Raw genomic sequence first — 22,345 nt, forward strand, 5'->3', positions numbered from 1 at the left:
AAAAAATACCTGAATTTAGGTAGAAAAAATTACCGGTTTTTGTGGATTGTTAGACATAGATGAGGCTCATAGCTTTGCAGATATCAAATCATGAATCATAGAATATTCAATATAGTAATTAAAATTTAAACAAAAAGGTTATGAAAAAAATGAGAATGAATCAGCTGCTAAGAGGCGCATTCGTTGCAGTAATAGCAGCAATGCTTATCGGTTTTACAGCGTCATGCAGTAAAGATGATGATGATAACAATGGTAATGGAGCAGGGAAAAGTCATAAAGTGGTTTTCAAAGCAATCGCTTCTTCAGGAAGTAATATTGATGTGGCGGTGTACGGAATTGATGGTAATCCTACCACAGCATCAAGTTTGAGCGGAACCACGTGGAGTAGTCCTGAGGTAACATCGGAACCGGGAGCATACAGTGCCAACGTTGCAGTAAACGCTATCGGACCGGATGCTTCTGCAACTTTGAAAGTTCAGATCTGGGTAGACGGAGAACTGAAAAAAGAAGGAACTTCCAGCGGACAGTATTTGTCGGCTTCTACAAGCTATACATTTTAATATTAAATTATTTAGGACATGAAACCGGCGCTGAGACTTGTCTCAGCGCCGGTTTTTATATGGTGTTTTTAGATTAGCCTACTTTTACAATAAAGTAGCTTTTCTTACCTTTCTGCAGCAACAGGAACTTACCGTCGATAAGGTCTGTTTCATTGGCTGTGAAAGTATCATTTACTTTTTGTTTGTTGACAGAGATTGCATTTCCCTTAATCTCTCTCTGCGCTTCGCTCTTAGATTTTAAAAATCCTGATTTTTCAGAAAGAAGATCAACAATATTCACTCCTAAGACATCAGCTTTTGCAATTTCTTTTTGTGGAACTCCGTCAAAAACTTCAAGGAATGTTTCTTCGTCAAGGCTTACCAGATCTTCAGCTGTAGAACGTCCGAAAAGAATTTCAGAAGCTTTCAGTGCTTTTTCATATTCTTCTCTTCCGTGTACCCAAACCGTTACTTCTTCAGCCAGTTTCTTCTGTAGCTTTCTTTCGTGGGCAGCTGTTTTATGCTCTTCAATTAAAGCTTCAATTTCTTCTTTTCCTAAGAAAGTATAGAATTTGATAAATCTTTCAGCATCTTCATCCGTAGCATTCAGCCAGAACTGGTAGAATTTATAAGGCGAAGTTTTCTTTTTATCCAGCCAATAATTTTCTCCGCTTTCAGACTTTCCGAATTTGGAACCGTCTGCTTTTGTAATCAAAGGAACTGTTAAAGCAAAAGCTTCACCCTGAGCTTTTCTGCGGATCAATTCTGTTCCTGTAGTGATATTACCCCACTGGTCAGAACCTCCCATCTGCAGCTTTACATTGTTATTTTGATACAGGTGGAGGAAATCATATCCCTGAATTAACTGATACGTGAATTCTGTAAAACTCATTCCGTCTGCACCTGCTTCCCCTGAGAATCTTTTCTTTACAGAATCTTTAGCCATCATATAGTTGACGGTGATATTCTTTCCGATATTCTTAGCAAAATCAAGGAAAGAAATATTCTTCATCCAGTCGTAGTTGTTCACCAATTCAGCTTTATTAGGCTCATTTCCTTCAAAATTCAAGAATTTTGAAAGCTGGTTTTTTAAACAGTCAACATAGTGTAAAAGAGTTTCCTCATCCAAAAGATTTCTTTCAGCTGATTTTCCGGAAGGATCGCCGATCATTCCTGTAGCACCACCTACCAGAGCAATCGGCTTATGTCCGTGCAGCTGGAAGTGCGCTAAAATTTTTATCTGGATAAGACTTCCGATATGTAAAGAATCGGCAGTAGGATCAAAACCAATATATGCAGTAGTTACCTCTTTATTCAGTTGTTCATCGGTTCCTGGCATCATATCGGCAAACAGACCACGCCATTTCAGTTCTTCTATAAAGGAATTCATTGATTTTTAACTTTAAAATTTTAAGTTGCAAAGATAATAAATTCAGAAGTATTTAAGGTAAAAAAGCAAAAGGCATAATGGCAAAATTGCTGTTCAGGGTTAACCTTTATCCTTTCCCTATTTTATCTTTTACCCCTTTGCTTTTTCGCCCAAATAAGCTATATTTGTTATTAATGAACGACGAACAGCTATTCCTGCTCATCCAGAAGGCCAAAGATAAAGACCAGAAGGCCCAGACTAAACTCATTAATGTTTTTTGGGTGGATGTTTTTTCCTTTGTGATGAAAAAGGTAAAAGATGAAAATGATGCCGATGAAATCACCGTGAATGTTTTTTCAAAAGTATTGTCAAAGCTGGATATGTTTGATCCTCATTTTCAGTTTAAAACCTGGGTCCTTACGATTGCCCAGAATACCGTTATTGATTTCTGGAGAAAGAAGAACCGTGACAACGAAGATGCCGTTGAGAACCTTGATGAGGTCAGGAATCAATATGCAAAATCTCCCGAAGAACTTCTGATTTCTGAAGAGGAACAAAAAAAGATCATCAAAACCATAGAATCCCTGGATGCAAACTACCAGGATATTATCAAGCTGAGATTTTTTGAAGAAAAAAGCATCAAAGAAATTGCCGAAGAGCTGGGAATTTCCGTTGCCAATACCAAAGTACGGGTAATGCGTGCTAAAAAAGTCTTAGCCGAACTGTTGAAAAATAATGAGTTTGATGATCATTAAATTCAATAAATCCTATTCAATAGAAACGGGTTTTAACCCGTTTACTAAAAAATACAAATTCAAAATTGGCTTTAGCCAAAACCTAAATTTCACAATTTTAATTAAAAATAAACTTCCTCTTTTGTTTTCGGAAGAATTATCTTTTGCTGTTTTTCCTGATTTCTGTTTTGCAGATTGATCTTTAGCTCTTTTTTAATATAGGTTTCTTTTAAAGATTTACCATATTCAGCCGTATTTTCTACTTCTTTTGAATAGTTTAATTGCCCTGTTGAAAGGTTGAAATCTACCTCTTTCCAGTAATCTCCGGGTCTTCCTGAGGTTGTAGAAGTTCCTATGAGTTCAAAATGTCCGTTCTGAAATCTGTATTTATCCGTAACATCCCATTTCCAGCTGCTTCCGCCATTTTGCGAAATGATCAGAATTCCCTTTTCTATTTTAGTTTCTCCATAAGGATCACCCATCATACCGCCCGCACTGCTTTCCATCACGGCATTCCTGGATTTTTCAAGAATAGTCCATGCTTCACCAACTTTTTTAAGAATCTGAATTTCACGGATGTTTCCCATATCGGTTGTATCCTGTGTGTTATAAATGATTACCTTTTCAGGAATTTTATCACCATCAAGATCTCCGTCTACCGTTTCAATGATTGTAGAACCGGCTGGCTGAAATTGTTTCTGAGCAAGGCAGAATGTTCCGCATACTGCAAATAGAAAAAAAAATGTTTTTCTCATAAGAATATTTTGAAGATATAAATATACATGAAATTTTGAATGATCAGTTTCATCAATAGTTCCGGTTGATGGTTTCCATTAAAAAATCCTTAACTTTGAACTTCAATTTTAGAAATGGAAAATTCAGTTCAAGACACTACCGTTCAAAAACCAAAATGGATCCGCGTAAAACTTCCTACCGGAAAGAATTACAGAGAGCTGAGAACCTTGGTTGATAAATATAAATTAAACACAATTTGCCAAAGCGGAAGCTGCCCGAACATGGGAGAATGTTGGGGTGAAGGTACAGCTACTTTCATGATTCTGGGAAATATCTGTACAAGAAGCTGTGGATTCTGCGGCGTAAAAACAGGAAAACCGCTTGATGTAAACTGGGACGAACCTGAAAAAGTAGCAAGATCCATCAAATTGATGAAGATCAAACATGCCGTTTTGACGTCTGTAGACCGTGATGATCTTAAAGATATGGGCTCTATTCTTTGGGGAGAAACCGTGAATGCGGTAAGAAGAATTTCCCCGGGAACTACGATGGAAACTCTTATTCCGGATTTTCAGGGGATCACCAAACACCTTGACAGGCTGGTAGAAGTAGCTCCGGAAGTAATCTCTCACAATATGGAAACGGTGAAACGACTGACCAGAGAAGTGAGAATTCAGGCCAAATATGAAAGAAGCCTTGAAGTATTAAGATACCTGAAAGAAGCGGGACAGAGAAGAACCAAAACAGGAGTAATGCTTGGATTGGGAGAAACTAAAGATGAGGTTTTCCAGACTATCGAAGATATCAGAAATGCTAATGTAGATGTTATTACACTCGGACAATATCTGCAGCCCACTAAAAAGCATCTTCCGGTAAAGAAATTTATCACTCCTGAAGAATTTGATGAGTTCGGGGATTTTGCAAGAAGCTTAGGTTTCAGACATGTTGAAAGTTCTCCGCTTGTGAGAAGTTCTTACCACGCAGAAAAACATATTCATTAAAATTAAAATACAGACCGTTCAGAAATGAGCGGTTTTTTGTTTTTTAGGTAGCAGGGAGTAGGTAGCAGATTATAGGCAATAGGGTGGAGGTATCAGGTATTGTGGGTTAGCTAATGAATGTGGCAATCTTTATATTTAGGTGGCAGGGAGTAGGTAGCAGATTATAGGCAATAGGTTACAGGTATCAGGTATTGTGGGTTAGCTAATGAATATGGCAATCTTTATAATAGCGGCTTCCATCATTCCCATCCTTTGGAGGGGTGGCAAAAATTCAAAGAATTTTTGACGGGGTGGTTTATATAGCACTCATCAAAGCATTAATAGCAGCGCGCTTTAGTCCGCCTACAAATATTAAACAACCATCCGGTTTTAGCCAAAATTTATTTATTACAGGCCGTTTCTTTTGTAATCAAACCAATCCGCCCGTTGATTTCAATAGGTCTGAAATGTTTCTTCTTGAATTCTGAAGGCGTTTCTCCCGTATGCTGTTTAAACAATTTATTAAAATAAGAAAGACTTTCGAAACCTACCTGGAAGCAGACTTCCGTCACAGACTGATCTTTGAGCAGAAATATTTTAGCCTGATTAATCCTGTAGTTATTGACAAAATCTGTAAAGGTCATATTCGTCTGCTTTTTAAAATAACGGCAGAAAGCTGGTGTACTCAGGCTAACCACTTTGGCCACTTCATTTACATTCGGTTTTCTGTCATAATTTTCATGGATATAGTCGTAGATGGTTCCCATTCTGATTTTATCATTCAAAAACCATTTAATCCGGGTATCTTCCTTATTGAGTTCTTTTACTTCTGTAGAACCGGCCAGAATTTGCAGAATTTCAATTAATCCAACTAAAGATTCAAAAGAGGTTTTATCTTTAATGATCTGTAGCCTCTCAACCACTGTCTTCTTGGTCTCTCCGGAAAATGAAAGTCCCAGATATGAGCGCTCCAGAAGGTTTTTAATATTGTCAAACTCAGGAACAGGAAGGATGATATCGTGAAGAAAACTTTCCCGCAGCTGCAATACAAGCTGTTTGCATTCGGTCTGAATGCCATAATCAAAATTAAGATGCGGTACATTGGAACCAATTAACAGAAGATCACTGTCTGTAAAGCCTGAAATATTTTTTCCCACATGCCGTATTCCGTTCACCGCTTCTACATATACCAGTTCTATTTCCGGATGATAATGCCAGAAAAAACAGTTTTTCAGGGAAGGTGCAAACAGTTTGAATGATTTTCCTTTTTCAAACTCAATAATTTCTTTCTGGATCTTCATCTTGTTCTGATTTGATTGTTTCTGAATTTAAAATTAAATAAAAAGGTTAATATGGAGCAAATTTTTATCATTCAAAGAGGAGTGAAATTCAATCTTTCTTTCGATTTTTGCACTTTCAAAATAAAGAGACTTCGGTATCCCTTTAATTTGAACGATATTAATTCAGAAAAAGATTTAGATTACGATGAAGATTGATAAAAGAATAATACCACTGGCTATCGGTGGTTTAGGAATAGGAACTACGGAATTTACCGTCATGGGACTGCTGCCGGATATTGCTAAAACACTACAGATCACCATTCCTCAGGCCGGACATCTGATTTCAGCCTATGCAATGGGAGTGGTTATCGGAGCACCGATTCTTATCGGCTACTCTGTAAAATATCCACCCAAAAAAGTCCTGATCGCTTTTATGATCCTTTTTACATTATTTAATGGCCTTTCCGCCATTGCTCCCGGATATAACAGCATGCTGGCAATAAGGTTCCTGTCCGGGCTTCCTCATGGAGCGTTCTTCGGAGTAGGAACGGTGGTGGCCTCAAGAATGGCAGGAAAAGGAAAAGAAGCGTTTTATATATCAATGATGTTTACAGGGCTCACAGTGGCCAATCTGGCAATGGTTCCTCTGGTCACTTACATCGGACACACTTTCCATTGGAGATTATATTTTGCTATAGTAGCGGTTATTGGTCTTTTTGCTATAGTATTTTTAAAACTGTGGCTTCCGGTTATGGAATCCAATCAGAATACCCATTTCATGGAAGAACTGAAGTTCCTTAAAAATAAGCAGTCGTGGCTGGTACTGGCCATTACAGCAATTGGATTTGGAGGCCTTTTTACATGGCTGAGTTATATTACCCCTTTAATGACCGTGGTTGCAGGAATACAAAGCAGTCAAATGGCCTATGTAATGATTCTTGCCGGAGCCGGAATGGTGGTAGGAAACCTGGTTGGAGGTATTGTTTCAGATAAACTGGGACCTGAAAAGACCTGTGTACTTCTGATTTTCCTGATGATGATTGCCCTTGGAGGAGTGTTCTTCCTTGCAGAATATAAGAATATTGCTCTGGTACTGACATTTATGTGTGGTGCTTTATCCATGTCTATTGCATCCCCGATTAATATTATGATGATGAAAGCTGCCCCTAAAAGCGAAATGATGGCTGCTGCCTTTATGCAGGCCGGATTTAATATTGCCAATGCAATGGGTGCTTTCTTTGGAGGAATTCCTTTGGAATATGGTTACTCATTTAATTATCCGTCGTTAGTAGGAGTGGCCATGACCTTTATTGGATTGGTTATAAGTATAAGGTATAGGTATCTGTACGGATCACAGGCTCAGGATGAAAAGAAAGCAGCTGCAGAATGTGTATCGTGTGATAAATAAAAATAAGATCCTGTTTCAGCGAGAAACAGGATCTTTTTGTATAAAATAAGTTTTAAGCCTCTACTTCATCTCCGTTTTTGCACCAGTAGAGGGCATTGTATAAATTTTCTTTGGGAAAAGACTTAAATTCTCCCGGCATCAGAACACTAAAAATACTGGTAAAATCACGGATACCTTCTTTATCAGTAACAATGGCCGAACGGTTCCAGTTGGTAAGATTTTTCAGTCCCAACAGCAAATCTTCAAGCCATGCTCCCATGGTAAAATTATCCAGATCGGTATCCAAATACAGCAAGTAATTCAGTTCACCGAACTGTTCTACCTTCTCTTTTACACGCGGAATTACCAGTTTTTCAAAATCCTCTTTCGTTACTTCTCCCGTGGCATTGAATGCCGCTACATTCTCCGGGGCTTCTGGAATAATTGTTATCATAATAAATATTTTATGGTGTTGATTTAAAAGCATAACAATAATTACACCATAATTTGATGATAAATTGTTAAAAAAGGTATAAATATTGTTACTTTCAGTGTAAAATATTAATATGGATTTGAAATCAAACGAACCGTTTTGGCTTTTAAAAAACGGACTATTAGCATCTTATCCTTCTTTAAAATCAAATGCGGAATGCGATGTACTTATCATAGGAGGCGGCATTACAGGAAGCCTCATCGCTCATCAAATGGTAGAAGACGGATATGAAACAATCCTTATTGATAAACGCGAGCTCTGTAACGGAAGTACTTCTGCCACTACATCAATGCTGCAGTACGAAATAGATGTTCCTCTCTGTGAGCTGATAGACAAAATAGGTGAAAAAGGGGCTGTTTTAAGTTACAAAGCCTGCAGCGACGCTATTGATATGATTAAAAAACTTTCAAAAAAGATCAGATCAGAAGCGGGTTTCAAACAAAAGAAGTCATTGTACTTCGCTTCAAAAAAGAAAGATGTAGAATGGCTGAAAAATGAGTTTGAAGCCAGAAAACAATATGGATTTGAAGTACAATGGCTGGAAGAAGAACAAATCCTTGAGAAATTTGAATTTAAAAATACATATGGTGGAATCCTATCGGAGCAGGGAGCAAGTATTGATGCTTTTCATTTCGCTCATGAGCTTTTCCTGCATAATGTAAAAAAAGGATTGAAGATATTTGATAAGACTGCAATGGTAAAAGTGGAGGAGCATAAAGGGTTTAATATAATTACAGTAGACCATGGATTTCAGATCAAAGCCAAAAAGGTTATTTATTGCATAGGCTATGAAAGTAAAAATCTAATAAAGGAAGACTTTGTTAACCTGAAAAGTACTTATGCTGTGGTTTCTGAAATTGATAAGAACAAGTTTAAAAATATCAGCAGTACATTAGTCTGGAATACCGATGATCCTTATCTCTATATGCGGACTACAGATGACGGAAGGTTTCTTATCGGGGGCGGAGATGAAGATTTTTATGATGCAGAAAAACGCGACGCAATACTTCGAGAAAAAGAAAAAGCGATTCTTAAAAATCTAAAAAAAATAAAACCGGATTATCATTTTTATACAGATTTTGTCTGGGCAGGAACTTTTGGAGAAACGAAGGATGGTTTACCTTATATCAGCGAGCATAAAAAATTCAAAAACTCTTATTTTGTACTGGGCTTCGGAGGAAACGGAATTACTTTTTCAGTAACCGGAATGGAAATGGCCTCTTTATTTATGAAAAACAAAAAGCATCCGTTATCAAGGTATTTTAAGTTTGGAAGATAAATTTTCATACTTTGTCTTATAATACAATATGACAAATACTCCAATTGGTGTGCTCAATTCCTCTCCTCCGGAGGGGTGGCGAAAATTCAAAGAATTTTTGACGGGGTGGTTTAAAAAAACAGGCTGTCTCAAAAGTGTCATTCTGAATGAAATGCAATGTAGTGAATAATCTCATTTGTGTGATGATCAATGAGATTCTTCCTTCGTCAGATGACAAAGCAGGTTATTTGACTTTTGAGACTGCCTGTTCAACTACAAACTATACCCATTTTTCTTAGCCAGTTCAAGAATAGAACTTTCAATGGCTTTTCCCAAATCATCAGCATCATCCGTTCCCCGTTTTTTAATTTCTCCGTCAATATAGGTCTGACGTTTTTTGGAAAGTCCTTCAATTTCCTTTTGAATCTTTTCACGGGCTGCAGATTTGGCGGCAATTGCTTGTTGGATTTCTTCTTTGCTTTTTCCCTTCAGCTCAGAAGGAAGCTCACTTTCCTTAACATGAGCAATAAATCCTGCATCTTTTTCAGCTTTATCTACCAGGTCCCAGTGATCATTTTTATAAGCGTTCTTTTTAGATTTGGCAACGGCCCTTTCCACCAGATTGGATGCTGATTGTGCCTCTGCGTTTTTATCCTGCGTAATCTGCTTAAGCCTGTATTCCGAACCATGATTTCCATAATAAATATAGGTGTCATTTAGCTTTGCATTACATTCAGAGATTTTTATGTCATAAGGTGTTTCAATATACATTACTTTTCGGTCGCTATCAATATTGAAATACTTTCCACCTCCTAATGCAGCTCCATTTTGCCAGAAAGTCTGGATCCCTTCTTCCCGGCTTCCACAAAAAATGGTGTTGATGTAAATATTCTTACTTTTTGCTTTTGAAGTAACCTCTTTATAACTGATTTTCCCCTGATCGAAAGCTTCATTCCCTGCAATATAAATCAGTTTCATACTTTTCTCATTGCCATCCCAGTTGAGATTGGAAGAGGCATCACGGATAACAGCACCGCAATATTCACTGCCGCCATTGGTTCTTAAGGCAAATAGTTTTTCAGAAACAAGATCAAGATCCTGAGTAAGTGGTGTAACCTGCCGGATGTAATTTTCATCACGGATTCCGTCATTGCCATACTCATACAGAGCAATTTCAATTTCGGGAGCTTTCCCGTTGTATTTAAGGGTTGTCAGCGTATTCACAATATTCCACAGTCTGGATTTTGCCTGATCAATCAGCCCGTCCATACTATTGGAAGTATCCAATAAAAGGGCGACCTGAATTTTATTGTCCTTCAGCGTAGAATTGGGCGGAACCAATGGTGCTTTTTGTACAGACAAATTATTATCATTACTATTAATAGAGCAGTTGTCCGGAATATTGCCGGAGCTTAATAAAGCTGTACCTGCTGCAAATGCTAAGATTTTAAGAGTTGTCATATTCTTATTTTTTTTGGTTATCTGCTGAATGGGGTGATACTAAGAAATATTGTTTTTCAGTATTGGTTTGTATATTCTCATCTGTGCTTTCGTTCAGAATGACAAAGGCTGATTATTTGACCTTTGAGACAGGCTATTTTTTAACCTATGGTTTTAAAGGATTTCGTATTTGGTCTTAATGCTGTATTTCAGCTTGATATTTTCAATATTATCAAAAGAATAATCTACAGGTGCATCAGCCATTTCCAACTGGATATTGCTTGCTCTTCCCTTATATGCTGCCGGCATGATCATGTCACTGGTATAGTCTTCTATTTCTACAATTTCAAGAGCGTTTCCGGTCTTTTTACCCATACTTTCCAATAAGTAATCTGCTTTTTCTTTGGCTGCCTTCAAAGCATTGATCTTAACTGCTTTTCTGAAATCTGCAATTTTGCTATTCTTTACCTCTGCGATGTTCAGGCTGCTTACCCATTTTTGGTTCAGGTCTTCAAAGATTTTACTAAGGCTTGATTTTGCGCCGGCAGTAAACTGATAGTTCTTGGAAAACTTAGCCGTCTTAGCATAAATATTCTGATACATCGACTTAAATTTGATATCCTCGTTCTTTACTCCCGCATTTTTTAAGATTTCAAATAACTTCTTTTCATTGTCTGCCAGGTCGTTTTTATTGTCTGCCTTTATTCCGATACTGAAGATGATTTCATCCGGCTCTACTTCCATTTCAGCAACACCTGTTACTTCAATTGCATTTTTCTTTACTTCCTGAGCATTTATAAAGCTTCCAAGCGTTAAAATTCCGATTAATAAAAAATGTTTCAATTTCATAATTTCCTGTTTTAAATTTTTAATTCTGATGTAAAATTAGGCAGATCAGAAACCGGAATCCGGGAGACTTGGTGAAATGGAACTTTCACTTGGTGAATAGTTTTTGAGCAGACTGTATATATGTATATCTTTGTTTTATGAAAATGCTTACCCTCTTTACTACCTTTTTACTCGTGCTTTGGGGCAATATAATGTATTCCCAAACCACTAACAGCAGCAGTGCTGCTGTGGAAGAAGTGCAGGCAGCAACGAAGAAGCTGAAAAAAGCAATGGATACGAAAAATGAACCTGCCCAGGCAGATTCTTATTATAATATCGGTGAAACGTTTTTTAACAGCGGAAATTTTCCAAAAAGTGAAGAGTATTATACAAAAGCTAAGAAGCTATATGAAAAGCTCAATGACAAACCCAATATTGAAAAAGCAACCCGAAGATTAGCACAGTCACAGGAAAAACAAAATAAAATAAATCCCGCCATCAGCAATTACAGCATGGCAGCACAGGTGAGCTATAGCGAAAAAAGTAAAGCAGTGAATGCTAATGATGCTGCAAGACTTTCTTCTCCTACCCCCGAACTTAAAGCAGAAGCAATTCAGAATAATATTAATCTGACTAAAAAGGAAAATGAGCAGGGCGATCTTGCAGAAAGCTATAGCCAGCTCGCTGATGTGAATGTAAGACAGAAGGATGTTTCCAGTGCCGAAGAAAATCTGAATACAGCCTATAAGATTTCTAAGAAAGAAGCACCTCAGCAAGCGCTTGCCATCAATCAGAAACTGGCAGATTTCTATGTTGAAAATAAAAACTTTGAGAAGGCTATTGAAGCTAAAAAGAAAGTGCTGAAAGAAGATTTTGTAAAAGAAAATTCACAGGAAAAAGTCAATCAGATCCAGGAGCTGGCGGATATTTATATTAAGAAGAACGATCCTGAAGAGGCTGTTAATCTTTTAAAAAATGCCTACGGAATTGCTTTAGATAAAGGTCATACGCTGGAAGCACAGAGAAGTGTAAAAAAACTGGACAGCCTGTATGCGGTTTCAGGAAATAGGGATGCCTCGGTTCAGCTGTACCGGGATTTTTTGGGAAAACTTCCGGATCTTGTTTCCAAAGACAGAAGTCTGGTTGATAATAAAATTCTGGAGGATACAGAACAGCGGATTTCGCAGCTGGAAAAAGAAAGACAGTTGAAAGATGAGCTTATCAGAAAGAAAAATGTCTTTAATTATAGTTTGATCGGGGCTTTAATTCTGCTCACCGGATTAATTATTTTTATTTTCAGAACGCTGAAAAAGGTGCAGACAAAAAATAAGAAAATAGCCCTTCAGTCGCTGCGCAGGGAGATGAATCCTCATTTTATTTTTAACAGTTTAAATAGTGTCAATCATTTTATAGCTACGAATAATGAACTGGAAGCCAATCAGTATCTGACAAAATTCTCCAAGCTGATGCGAGGTGTGATGGAAAACTCTGCAGATGATTTTATTCCTTTTCAGCAGGAGCTGGACCTTCTTCAGAATTATCTTGCTTTGGAAAAAACACGTTTTGCTGATAAATTCGATTATGAAATTGAAGTTGATGAAAATTTGAATATGCAAAACCTGCAGGTTCCGGGAATGCTTATCCAGCCGTTTCTGGAAAATGCGGTCTGGCATGGGCTCCGTTACAGAACTGAAAAAGGGTTCTTAAAGCTGAACTTTGAGAAAAGCGAATCATATCTTACAATTCATATCGAAGACAACGGAATAGGCATCGAAGAAAGTAAAAAGCAGAAAACCCCGCATCAGAAGACCAGAGAGGGCAGAGGAATGAGAAATACGCTGGAAAGAATTCAGCTTCTGAATGATTTATACAAAAAAAATATCACCTGTTCTGTACAAGATAAGGGAAATAATAGCGGCGTTGTAGTGACCATTCAAATCAATCTGAGCTAGGCTGAATTCAATGAAAATGAATGAAAATATAGCTGCGAAAATTGTATGGGCAGATTGTAAGGTTGACTAAATATTCCTAATTTGCAACCTGATACCTGCCCCCTAAAATCTGATCTGATGAAAATAAAAGCTGTCATTGTTGACGATGAACTCATAGCAAGAGAAGTTTTACGAAGCTATCTTACCAAGTACTGTCCGCAGGTGGATATTCTAGGTGAAGCTGAAAATATCAGAGAAGCCGTTCCTTTAATCACTGAAAAGCAGCCTCAGCTGGTCTTTCTGGACGTAGAAATGCCTTATGGAAATGCTTTTGACGTTCTGGAGGCAACCAAAGATTTCTCCTATGAAACCATTTTCATTACTGCTTTTTCACAATATTCATTGCAGGCTTTAAATAAATCAGCAAGTTATTATATTTTAAAACCAATTGACATTCAGGAGCTGATTCTTGCAGTGAATAAAGTGGCTGAAAGCCTTGAGAAAAAAGAAGAGCTTAACAGAAATAAAATTCTTCTGGAAAACCTGAAATTAAAACCCGAAAAACAACAGTTGATCCTGCCAACTTTACAGGGATTTGATGTTGTAAAAACCGAAGATATCGTAAGACTTCAGGCGGATGGAAACTTTACGCAGGTATATCTTACCGATGGTTCAAAGAAGATGGTATGCCGCTTTTTAAAACACTTTGATGATCTTTTGGAAAGTCCTTTTGTGAGGGTTCACCGTTCCCATATTATCAATACGGGTTTTGTAAAATCCTATCATAAAAGTGGTACGGTAATGCTGTCTGACGATACAGAAATTGAGGTTTCAGGAAGCTTTAAAGATAATTTCCTCAAAGTCTTTTCATAGAATTTATTGTATCTTAGTGTACTTAAGGCATTATTTTTGACGTTTTAATAAGAATCACACAAAATTTTCCTGTTATGAAAACCATTCATAAAATTATACTTCCCGTTTCGTTAGGAGCATTAGGGCTTATCGTTTTCAACTCCTATTCAGTAAGAATTCCCAGAGGAGCATCCGCAGTAAAGAATTTTGATCTTAAAAAATACCTTGGCAGATGGTATGAGATCGCCCGTTTTGATTACAGGTTCGAAAAAAATATGGATAATGTAACTGCTGAATATACAGAGAATCCGGATGGAACGGTTCAGGTGAAAAATAAAGGTTACGATTACATTAAAAAAGTATGGAACGAATCTATCGGGGAAGCAAAATTTGTAAAAGATCCCACAGAAGCCCGTCTTAAAGTTTCATTTTTTAAGCCCATCTGGGCCGGCTATAATGTGATAGATATTGATGAAGACTATCAGTATGCCCTGGTGGCCGGCAGCAGTTTAAAATATTTATGGATTCTTTCCCGCACAACGAATATTCCTGAAAGTATCCGCCAGCGTTTCCTTCAGAAAGCAAGAAAAATAGGCTATAATACCGATGAACTGATCTGGGTGAAGCATAATCAATAATAAATATAAAGGACAAAATTGTCAATCAGCAAATCATTGATCAGCTTTTACAGTTTTGTCCTTTCGCATTCTGCTTTTATATTAGCTTTTAATATAATCTTTCCATTCCTCAAAGCGGTGATCAATAACCTGCTTCATAAGATCATAGTTTTCGTAAGTGTCTTCAATGTGATAGAACGTTTCATATTCGTAGTCTTTTTCTTCTGCTTTAGCATCAAAAATATTCACATAATCATCAGCAAATGAACTGTATCGGTTGCCGAAGTCTGTATCATCTGCATAATAATCCTTTGCAAAAAGATTTCCCAGTTCATTCAGATCATATTCAGAAAATTTTCCGTCGCAGGTATCCATGACAAATTCTGCTCCAGTCATCTCTCTTCGTTTTACTTTCTCTATTTCCTCTGCAGCATCTTCCTTTAATTCATCAGATATCAAATTGTTATGAATGCACCAGATCAGGAACATTCCTGTGTGTGTTGCTCCGTTTTTCTGAGGAAGCCCTTCCGGAAAATCACCGCCATAATGCCATGAAGCATCATCATATTTAGACATAGTTTATATTGTAATTATTAGATAATTTCGGCAAAAATAGAAAAAATCAATTTATATTGCCGCAGCCACAGAATTTTCCGTCATTTGCATAGAATTTTTTCAACAAAAAACATATGGAAAAAGCTGTTCTGATTACCATCGGCGATGAAATCCTTTCCGGAAATACGGTAGATACCAATTCTAACTTTATAGCTGCTGAGCTTAAAAATATAGGGATAAAAGTTATTCAGATTCTTACCATCTCAGACGAAATTGAAACCATTAAAAGTACATTGAGCACAGCCTTTGAAGCCGGTGACCTGGTGATTACAACAGGAGGATTGGGACCCACCAGAGATGATAAAACCAAAAAGGCACTGGCTGAGTATTTCGATGATGAAATTGCTTTGGATGAGGTAACCTTCAGTCATCTTAAAGGGTATATGGAAAGAAGGGGACGGGCAGATATTCTTGAAAGAAACAGGGAACAGGCTTTTGTTCCTACGAAATCCATCGTTTTTCAGAACCATTACGGAACGGCACCCTGTATGATGATGGAACAGGACGGGAAATTATGCTACAGCCTTCCGGGTGTCCCTTACGAAGTAAAGCCGCTTATCAAAGACCAGATTATTCCTTATCTACAGAATCGATTCAGCCTTCATTATATCTATACCAGAATTGTTTCTGTTGTGGGAATCCCTGAGAGTATTCTTGCAGATAAAATTGAAGACTGGGAACTGGCGCTTCCGGAAAATATTGCTTTGTCTTATCTTCCGGTAGGATCCCGTGTAAAGCTTCGTCTGACGGCTTCCGGTGAGAATGAAGAACAGCTGAAACAGATAACAGAAGAGAAAATCCAGAAATTGCTTCCTCTGGTTGAAGGGCATGTCATTGCCGTATATGAAGATAAAATTGAGAAAATTCTCGCAGAAATGCTTACCGAAAGGAACCTGACGATTTCCACAGCAGAAAGTTGTACCGGAGGTGAACTGGCAAAAATGATTACGTCGGTTTCCGGCAGTTCAAAATATTTCCTTGGAGGAATGGTAGCCTATGCTACAGACAAGAAGATTAAAATTTTAAATGTTTCCAGAGAAACGGTAGATCAGTTTACTGTAGTGAGCGAACAGGTAGCTCAGGAAATGGCCAAAGGATGCCAGGAATTGTTTGAAACCGATATTTCCCTTTCTACGACGGGTGTTGCAGGACCTGGGAAAGGAGAAGATGGCAAAGATATAGGAACCGTTTACTATACCATCAGGATCCATAATCAGGAGGTAACCTCAAAATTATATATGCCGCATCTGGAAAGAGTAGACTTTATGGACTTTGTTTCCCAAAAGGTGATTCAGGATTTGGTAAGTCTTCTTGTAAACAGTTAAATAGGAGGTGTTTTTTAATTTTTTTTTAATTAATTTTTATATAGTTTTTCACACTTTTTGGAAGTCCTTCAATAAATTTCAAAAATCGTGGAAAATTCCAAACAGATTTTTCAGACCAGCAGTAAGAAACGCTGGAAAAGTGTACAGTGGGGAAGCCGTTTTTTTATCTTTATAGGAATACTGCTTCTTCTTGCTTTAGGTCTGATGATGACTCTGGACAGAAGTCCTAAAATTCCTTTCAAAGAGGATTATAAAGCTGTAATAACCGCTAATAAACCCTATCTCCAGGAGAATAAAATTTCCAAAGAATATAAAGGTTTCAGAAGCTTTATTTCTGAAAAAACAATCCATACCAATCTTGACAAAATTGAGAAGGCAAAAGCAGAACGATATAAAAATCAGAACAGAAACTGGGCTCAGTTTCCCGGGGGAATCCGGTCCGCATTCTATGTGGCATGGGATCCTCAGTCTCTGATGTCTCTGAAAAGAAATGTCAGACACGTCAATCTTGTTTTCCCGGAATGGTTTTTCCTTGATCCCAAAACAGGAGACCTGAAAACCAATGTAGATCCGGAAGGATATAAAGTGATCAAAAGAACAGGTGTGGCAGCCATGCCCATGCTGAGTAACAACTTTGACCGTGAATTCCGCTCAGAAGGACTGGCAAAGGTGCTTAATGATCCGCAGAAAAGAACCCATCTGATCCAAAAGATTACGCAGCAATGTAAAAAATATCATTTCAAAGGAATCAACATTGACTTTGAGGACATGAACCTGAATTCTGATGAAAACCTGATTGCCTTTATGAAAGAGCTTTCAGAAACTTTCAAAAAGAACCAATTGCTGGTTACAATGGATATCATGACGGATAATGATGATTACAATATTCCAAGACTGGATCCCTATATAGACTACTTTGTGCTGATGGCCTATGATGAGTATTCCGCAGGAAGTGATGCCGGCCCGGTGTCTTCCCAAAAATGGATCGAGGAACAGACCGGAAAAATCGTGAAACAAACCGCTCCGCAAAAAATCATTCTGGGTTTGGGAGCTTACGGCTACGATTGGAGTTCCAATCCTGATGATAATACTTCTGTAACTTACATGCAGGCCATTACCAAAGCCAGTGCAAGTAAAGCGGTTATTGATTTTAATGACAATACATTTAATTTAAATTATTCTTATACCGATTCTAAAAATTTAACCCATACCGTATTTTTCAATGATGCGGCTTCTATTTTCAATACGATGCGTTTCTCCTCAGAATATCCTTTGGCGGGAACCGCACTCTGGAGGCTGGGAAGCGAAGACAGCAGAGTCTGGAATTTCTATGATAAAGACCTTACCCTTGCCGGTCTTTCCAGGCTGAGTTTAAAAACACTGGAAAATGTAAAAGGGCAGACGATGGTGGATTACATTGGGGACGGAGAAGTACTGGATGTCCTCAATACTCCTCATGACGGGAAAATAGCGCTGGAAATTGATCCGAAAGAAAAAATTATCACAGACGAAAATTATATCACGTATCCAAGTTCTTACGAAGTAAAAAAATATGGAAGTGCCCCACAAAAAGAACTCGTTCTCACTTTTGATGACGGTCCGGACGAAACCTATACGCCACAGGTTTTGGATGTGTTGTCCAGATACCATGTTCCGGCAGCTTTCTTTCTGGTAGGATTAAATGCCGAAAAAAACCTTCCGCTTGTGAAAAGAATTTACAGGGAAGGACATGAGATAGGAAACCACACTTTCACTCACGAAAATGTAGCAAAAGTAAGTCCGGAAAGAGCTTTGCTTGAAATGAAGCTTACACGTCTTCTGATAGAGTGTGTGACAGGACATAGTACAATTCTGTTCAGAGCTCCGTATAACGCAGACTCGGAGCCGACTACTTCCGAAGAGATTATTCCGGTAGCATTAGCAAGACAGCAAAACTATCTGGATATCGGGGAAAATATAGACCCGGAAGACTGGCAGCCAGGCATAAAAGCAGATGAAATTGTAAAAAGGGTCATGGCCGGAATCAAACAGCAGAGAGGAAATATCATTCTTCTTCATGATGCAGGCGGAGATACCAGAGAAGAAACAGTAAAAGCTTTAAAGATTCTGATCCCGGCTCTTCAGAAGCAGGGCTATCATTTTACCAATCTTACAAATATTCTGCACAAAAGCAGAAACGAATTGATGCCCGCCGTTCCTAAAACAAGGTCGTATTACATTATGCAGCTAAATCTTGTATTGGCTACAGCAATTTACGGAATAAGCCATTTCCTGGTTGCATTGTTTACCATTTTTATTGTGTTAGGGCTGATCCGGCTATTGCTGATGACATACTGGGCTTTTAAGGAAAGAAGAAAAGAAAAAAAACTAGGCGGATTTCCTGTTATGGAATCCTATCCAAAGGTTTCAATCATTGTTCCCGCTTATAATGAAGAAGTAAATATTGTCTCTTCCCTGCAGAATTTATTGAAACAGACTTACCCTAATTTTAACATCATTATGGTAGATGACGGAAGCAAGGATTCTACCTATGAAAAAGCATTGAAGGCATTTCCTGATCATCCGAAACTGAAAATTTTCACCAAACGAAACGGAGGAAAAGCTACTGCACTGAACTTCGGGATATCACAGACCGATGCAGAATACGTAGTGTGTATTGATGCCGATACAAAACTACAGCAGGACGCTGTGAAATACATGATCGCAAGATTTTTAAATTCAAATCCTGAAGAAAAAATTGCAGCCGTTGCAGGAAATGTGAAAGTAGGAAACAAAGTCAACTGGCTTACCAGATGGCAGGCTATAGAATATACAACAAGCCAGAACTTTGACAGGCTGGCGTATGCCCACATCAATGCTATTACCGTGATTCCGGGTGCTATCGGAGCATTTAAAAGATCTGTAGTTATTGAAGCAGGAGGCTATTCATCCGATACTTTAGCAGAAGATTGTGATATTACGGTGAAAATATTAAAAGCCGGATATACCGTGGCCAACGAAAACAGAGCTGTTGCAGTTACTGAAGCACCGGAAACCGTCAAACAGTTTTTAAAACAGCGTTTCAGATGGACATACGGAATTATGCAGATGTTCTGGAAACAGAGACATACTTTTCTTAACCCCAAATATAAAGGATTAGGACTTTGGGCTATGCCGAATATCCTATTATTCCAATACATTATACCATTTTTCTCGCCGATGGCAGATGTGATTATGTTCTTTGGAATCCTGTCCGGAAACGGAGATAAAATATTTACCTACTATCTGATCTTCCTTTTGGTAGATGCTTCACTAGCTTTAGTGGCGTTTATTTTGCAAAGGGAAAAACTGACGAATCTGCTGTATATTATTCCGCAGAGATTCGGGTACAGATGGCTGATGTATATTGTATTGTTTAAAAGTTTAAGAAAAGCACTGAAAGGCGAAATGCAGTCCTGGGGATTCCTGAAAAGAACCGGGAATGTAAAAGAGATAGCAACTTCTTAGATAAAGCTGGAGGCGGGAAGAATGAGGCTGGAAGTAACTTTTATTTTATCATCACTGAGAACTATTATAAAACTACTTTTAAAAATAGGATTACAGTTATATTATCATTTTTTACGATTTTCATAACTTCCAGCTTCCTTCTCCCATCTTCCATTTTCCATCTTTTATAATTCTTATCCTGCTATGATGTTATTTGTTTAAATTTGTTTCCCTGGAAAGTAACAAATTCAAAATAAATCATACATATTCTAAAAATTGTTATCATAATGAAAAAAATAACGCTTTCTTTGTTTTTAATAGCAGGGATCTGTACTCAAACTACGATGAGCGCACAAGCTAAAGCTGCTAAAGTAGCAGTGAATAATACAGACAAAGGTTTAGACCTTAGCCTGATGGACACTTCGGTACGCCCTCAGGATGATTTTTACAACTATGTGAGTGGAACCTGGATGAAAACTGCCAAAATTCCATCTGACAAACCAACTTGGGGAAGCTTCAACAAACTGGCTGAGGATACGGATAACAATTCCATGACCATCCTTAATTCTCTTCTGAAAGATAAATTTGCTGACGGAAGTGAAGGAAAAAAAATCCAGGATCTGTATGCTACTTATATGAACATGGAGAAGAGAAATGCCGATGGAATCAAGCCTATTCAGGAAAAACTGGATAAAATTGATGCCATTAAAAACATGGCTGATCTTCAGAACTACCTGACTTCTGTAACCAAAGAAGGAGAAAACATTATTTACGGATGGGGAGTTGATGCAGACCTTAAAGATTCTAAAATGAATGCCGTTTACTTAGGAAATGCTGCTTTAGGTTTAGGAAGAGATTACTATCAGAAAGTAAACGAGAAAAATACAGAAGCCATTGCTGAATATCAGAAATATGTAGCTTCAATGCTGAAAGAATTAGGATACAAAAATGCTGATGAGGCAGCAAAAGGTATCGTTAATTATGAAAAAAGCATCGCCAATACTTACCTTACCAATGAGCAGAGCCGTGATAACACGCTTCAGTACAATCCTAAGACAATGACTGAACTTTCTACTCTGGTAAAAAGTGTTGACCTTCCAGGTTATCTTAAAAAAGTAGGCGTAAATTCTGATAAAGTTATTATCAGTGAATTAGGATTCTATAAGAACTTTGATAAATTGGTAAATGCTCAGAATCTTCCTGTGATCAAGGATTATCTTAAATTCCACATGATCCATGGAAGTGCTTCCTATCTAAGTGAAAACTTAGGAAATATGAAGTTTGCTTTCTATGGTAAATACCTGAGAGGACAGCAGGAACAAAGAGCTCTTAACAAAAGAGGATTTGAATTGATCAACGGTACTTTGGGAGAAGCGTTCGGAAAATTATACGTTGAGAAATATTTCCCTGCTGAAGCAAAAGCTCAGATGGTAGAACTGATCGACTATTTGAAGAAAAGTTTCGCAGTTCATATCAATAACTTAGCCTGGATGTCTTCTACAACTAAGGAAAAAGCAATGCAGAAGCTGAATAAGTTTACAGTAAAAGTGGCTTATCCTGATAAATGGAAAGACTATTCAAAATTAGATATCATTTCTGAGACTAAAGGTGGAAGCCTTTACAAGAATCTTCAGAATATTACTGAATGGCAGTATAACAAAGACCTGGCTAAAATAGGCAAGCCGGTTGATAAAACAGAATGGGGAATGACTCCACAGACTGTTAATGCATATTACAACCCGGTAAACAACGAGATTGTATTCCCTGCTGCTATCCTTCAGCCGCCATTCTTCAACCCTAAAGCTGATGCTGCTGTAAACTTCGGAGGCATCGGTGCTGTTATCGGTCACGAAATGAGCCACGGATTTGATGATTCCGGGGCACAGTTTGATGCAGACGGTAACCTGGTAGACTGGTGGACTCCGGAAGATAAAGCTAACTTTGAAAAAGCAACAAAAGCTCTTGCTTCCCAGTATGACAAATATGAGCCTGTAAAAGGAACTTTTGTAAACGGTACTTTCACAAACGGTGAAAATATCGCTGACCTGGGAGGAGTAAACATCGCTTACGATGCCCTTCAAATGTACCTGAAAGACAAAGGAAACCCTGGGAAAATCAGCGGATTTACCCAGGATCAGAGATTCTTCCTAAGCTGGGCAACGGTTTGGAGAACATTGTCAAGTGAGAAATATATGGTGAATCAGGTGAAAACCGATCCGCATTCTCCAGGATACTTCAGAAGTTTTGGCCCGTTAATCAACGTTGATTCTTTCTACAAAGCATTCGACGTGAAAAAAGGAGACAAATTATACAAAGCTCCGGAAGACAGAATCAAAATCTGGTAAAAATAACAACCGCTCAGCAATGGGCGGTTTTGTTTTTTAGGAGGTGGCAGATGATAGGTAGCAGGTGACAGGAGTTAGGAATTAGGAGATCAGCAGACTTATATTTGTCATAACGGCTTCCATCATTCCCCTCCCCCGGAGGGGTGGCAAAA

Annotated in this window: 18 protein-coding genes; 11 read left to right on the forward strand and 7 right to left on the reverse strand. The window is 38.0% G+C overall.

Annotation, left to right across the window (positions count from 1 at the left end):
* The first annotated feature begins 140 nt into the window (after positions 1-140).
* Complete coding sequence (locus tag ACP3T3_RS20800) at positions 141-560, forward strand: hypothetical protein (protein ID WP_426477617.1); 420 nt, start codon at positions 141-143, stop codon at positions 558-560.
* A 73-nt stretch (positions 561-633) separates the two neighbouring features.
* On the opposite strand, the gene tyrS is transcribed toward ACP3T3_RS20800, so the two are convergent.
* Positions 634-1,929, reverse strand: coding sequence for a tyrosine--tRNA ligase (gene tyrS / locus ACP3T3_RS20805; protein ID WP_426477618.1), 1,296 nt, complete (start codon positions 1,927-1,929; stop codon positions 634-636).
* Positions 1,930-2,102: 173 nt separating this feature from the next.
* Here tyrS and ACP3T3_RS20810 point away from each other — a divergent pair, with 173 nt between their 5' ends.
* Positions 2,103-2,663, forward strand: a complete 561-nt coding sequence (locus ACP3T3_RS20810) for an RNA polymerase sigma factor (protein WP_426477619.1) — start codon at positions 2,103-2,105, stop codon at positions 2,661-2,663.
* Positions 2,664-2,764: 101 nt separating this feature from the next.
* Here the strand turns inward: ACP3T3_RS20810 and ACP3T3_RS20815 are convergent, their stop codons facing one another.
* Entirely contained in the window at positions 2,765-3,397 is a 633-nt protein-coding gene (locus ACP3T3_RS20815; RefSeq protein WP_426477620.1) for a hypothetical protein, read from the reverse strand.
* Positions 3,398-3,511: 114 nt separating this feature from the next.
* Between ACP3T3_RS20815 and lipA the strand changes: the two genes are divergently transcribed.
* Entirely contained in the window at positions 3,512-4,378 is an 867-nt protein-coding gene (gene lipA / locus ACP3T3_RS20820; RefSeq protein ID WP_002981042.1) for a lipoyl synthase, read from the forward strand.
* Between the two features lie 380 nt (positions 4,379-4,758).
* Here lipA and ACP3T3_RS20825 read toward each other — a convergent pair whose 3' ends face one another.
* Positions 4,759-5,658: an AraC family transcriptional regulator gene (locus tag ACP3T3_RS20825; RefSeq protein ID WP_426477621.1), complete on the reverse strand. Its 900-nt coding sequence runs from the start codon at positions 5,656-5,658 to the stop codon at positions 4,759-4,761.
* 184 nt (positions 5,659-5,842) lie between these two features.
* Here ACP3T3_RS20825 and ACP3T3_RS20830 point away from each other — a divergent pair, with 184 nt between their 5' ends.
* Positions 5,843-7,045 carry an MFS transporter gene (locus ACP3T3_RS20830; RefSeq protein WP_426477622.1) on the forward strand — a complete coding sequence of 401 codons (1,203 nt, stop codon included), beginning with the start codon at positions 5,843-5,845 and terminating at the stop codon, positions 7,043-7,045.
* 52 nt (positions 7,046-7,097) lie between these two features.
* On the opposite strand, the gene ACP3T3_RS20835 is transcribed toward ACP3T3_RS20830, so the two are convergent.
* On the reverse strand, positions 7,098-7,478 hold the full coding sequence (locus tag ACP3T3_RS20835) for an STAS/SEC14 domain-containing protein (RefSeq protein WP_142724641.1): 381 nt from the start codon (positions 7,476-7,478) through the stop codon (positions 7,098-7,100).
* 112 nt (positions 7,479-7,590) lie between these two features.
* Here ACP3T3_RS20835 and ACP3T3_RS20840 point away from each other — a divergent pair, with 112 nt between their 5' ends.
* Positions 7,591-8,796 (forward strand): NAD(P)/FAD-dependent oxidoreductase, encoded by a 1,206-nt coding sequence (locus ACP3T3_RS20840; RefSeq protein WP_426477623.1) that lies wholly within the window; start codon positions 7,591-7,593, stop codon positions 8,794-8,796.
* Between the two features lie 252 nt (positions 8,797-9,048).
* Here ACP3T3_RS20840 and ACP3T3_RS20845 read toward each other — a convergent pair whose 3' ends face one another.
* Both ACP3T3_RS20845 and ACP3T3_RS20850 read right to left on the reverse strand, forming a co-directional pair.
* The gene (locus ACP3T3_RS20845) at positions 9,049-10,236 is read right to left on the reverse strand and encodes a VWA domain-containing protein (protein ID WP_426477624.1); all 1,188 of its coding nucleotides are present in this window, start codon (positions 10,234-10,236) and stop codon (positions 9,049-9,051) included.
* Between the two features lie 153 nt (positions 10,237-10,389).
* Positions 10,390-11,064, reverse strand: coding sequence for an SIMPL domain-containing protein (locus tag ACP3T3_RS20850; RefSeq protein WP_426477625.1), 675 nt, complete (start codon positions 11,062-11,064; stop codon positions 10,390-10,392).
* A gap of 137 nt (positions 11,065-11,201) precedes the next feature.
* Between ACP3T3_RS20850 and ACP3T3_RS20855 the strand changes: the two genes are divergently transcribed.
* The 3 genes from ACP3T3_RS20855 (at position 11,202) to ACP3T3_RS20865 (ending at position 14,464) form a co-directional block, all read left to right on the forward strand.
* On the forward strand, positions 11,202-12,995 hold the full coding sequence (locus ACP3T3_RS20855) for a tetratricopeptide repeat-containing sensor histidine kinase (protein ID WP_426477626.1): 1,794 nt from the start codon (positions 11,202-11,204) through the stop codon (positions 12,993-12,995).
* Positions 12,996-13,112: 117 nt separating this feature from the next.
* A complete protein-coding gene (locus tag ACP3T3_RS20860) occupies positions 13,113-13,847 on the forward strand; it encodes a LytR/AlgR family response regulator transcription factor (RefSeq protein ID WP_426477627.1) in 735 nt (244 codons plus the stop codon).
* A 74-nt stretch (positions 13,848-13,921) separates the two neighbouring features.
* Positions 13,922-14,464, forward strand: a complete 543-nt coding sequence (locus ACP3T3_RS20865; protein WP_426477628.1) for a lipocalin family protein — start codon at positions 13,922-13,924, stop codon at positions 14,462-14,464.
* Positions 14,465-14,545: 81 nt separating this feature from the next.
* Here ACP3T3_RS20865 and ACP3T3_RS20870 read toward each other — a convergent pair whose 3' ends face one another.
* Positions 14,546-15,019 (reverse strand): hypothetical protein, encoded by a 474-nt coding sequence (locus ACP3T3_RS20870; protein WP_426477629.1) that lies wholly within the window; start codon positions 15,017-15,019, stop codon positions 14,546-14,548.
* Positions 15,020-15,132: 113 nt separating this feature from the next.
* Here ACP3T3_RS20870 and ACP3T3_RS20875 point away from each other — a divergent pair, with 113 nt between their 5' ends.
* The 3 genes from ACP3T3_RS20875 to ACP3T3_RS20885 all read left to right on the forward strand — a co-directional run bounded on the left by ACP3T3_RS20875 (position 15,133) and on the right by ACP3T3_RS20885 (position 22,193).
* Complete coding sequence (locus ACP3T3_RS20875) at positions 15,133-16,383, forward strand: CinA family nicotinamide mononucleotide deamidase-related protein (RefSeq protein ID WP_426477630.1); 1,251 nt, start codon at positions 15,133-15,135, stop codon at positions 16,381-16,383.
* 87 nt (positions 16,384-16,470) lie between these two features.
* Positions 16,471-19,869 carry a polysaccharide deacetylase family protein gene (locus ACP3T3_RS20880; RefSeq protein WP_426477631.1) on the forward strand — a complete coding sequence of 1,133 codons (3,399 nt, stop codon included), beginning with the start codon at positions 16,471-16,473 and terminating at the stop codon, positions 19,867-19,869.
* Between the two features lie 266 nt (positions 19,870-20,135).
* Positions 20,136-22,193, forward strand: a complete 2,058-nt coding sequence (locus tag ACP3T3_RS20885) for a M13 family metallopeptidase (protein WP_426477632.1) — start codon at positions 20,136-20,138, stop codon at positions 22,191-22,193.
* The last annotated feature ends 152 nt before the right edge of the window (positions 22,194-22,345 follow it).

The sequence above is a fragment of the Chryseobacterium sp. CBSDS_008 genome (genome assembly GCF_049959325.1).
GTDB lineage: Bacteria > Bacteroidota > Bacteroidia > Flavobacteriales > Weeksellaceae > Chryseobacterium.

Excerpts from the sequence above, each read along its gene's own strand:
- ACP3T3_RS20840 (WP_426477623.1), top strand. The coding sequence starts at position 7,591 with ATGGATTTGAAATCAAACGAACCGTTTTGGCTTTTAAAAAACGGACTA.
- ACP3T3_RS20825 (WP_426477621.1), bottom strand. The coding sequence starts at position 5,658 with ATGAAGATCCAGAAAGAAATTATTGAGTTTGAAAAAGGAAAATCATTC.
- ACP3T3_RS20800 (WP_426477617.1), top strand. The coding sequence starts at position 141 with ATGAAAAAAATGAGAATGAATCAGCTGCTAAGAGGCGCATTCGTTGCA.
- ACP3T3_RS20845 (WP_426477624.1), bottom strand. The coding sequence starts at position 10,236 with ATGACAACTCTTAAAATCTTAGCATTTGCAGCAGGTACAGCTTTATTA.
- ACP3T3_RS20815 (WP_426477620.1), bottom strand. The coding sequence starts at position 3,397 with ATGAGAAAAACATTTTTTTTTCTATTTGCAGTATGCGGAACATTCTGC.
- ACP3T3_RS20870 (WP_426477629.1), bottom strand. The coding sequence starts at position 15,019 with ATGTCTAAATATGATGATGCTTCATGGCATTATGGCGGTGATTTTCCG.
- tyrS (WP_426477618.1), bottom strand. The coding sequence starts at position 1,929 with ATGAATTCCTTTATAGAAGAACTGAAATGGCGTGGTCTGTTTGCCGAT.
- ACP3T3_RS20855 (WP_426477626.1), top strand. The coding sequence starts at position 11,202 with ATGAAAATGCTTACCCTCTTTACTACCTTTTTACTCGTGCTTTGGGGC.
- ACP3T3_RS20835 (WP_142724641.1), bottom strand. The coding sequence starts at position 7,478 with ATGATAACAATTATTCCAGAAGCCCCGGAGAATGTAGCGGCATTCAAT.
- ACP3T3_RS20885 (WP_426477632.1), top strand. The coding sequence starts at position 20,136 with ATGAAAAAAATAACGCTTTCTTTGTTTTTAATAGCAGGGATCTGTACT.
- ACP3T3_RS20875 (WP_426477630.1), top strand. The coding sequence starts at position 15,133 with ATGGAAAAAGCTGTTCTGATTACCATCGGCGATGAAATCCTTTCCGGA.
- ACP3T3_RS20860 (WP_426477627.1), top strand. The coding sequence starts at position 13,113 with ATGAAAATAAAAGCTGTCATTGTTGACGATGAACTCATAGCAAGAGAA.
- ACP3T3_RS20865 (WP_426477628.1), top strand. The coding sequence starts at position 13,922 with ATGAAAACCATTCATAAAATTATACTTCCCGTTTCGTTAGGAGCATTA.
- ACP3T3_RS20850 (WP_426477625.1), bottom strand. The coding sequence starts at position 11,064 with ATGAAATTGAAACATTTTTTATTAATCGGAATTTTAACGCTTGGAAGC.
- ACP3T3_RS20810 (WP_426477619.1), top strand. The coding sequence starts at position 2,103 with ATGAACGACGAACAGCTATTCCTGCTCATCCAGAAGGCCAAAGATAAA.
- lipA (WP_002981042.1), top strand. The coding sequence starts at position 3,512 with ATGGAAAATTCAGTTCAAGACACTACCGTTCAAAAACCAAAATGGATC.
- ACP3T3_RS20830 (WP_426477622.1), top strand. The coding sequence starts at position 5,843 with ATGAAGATTGATAAAAGAATAATACCACTGGCTATCGGTGGTTTAGGA.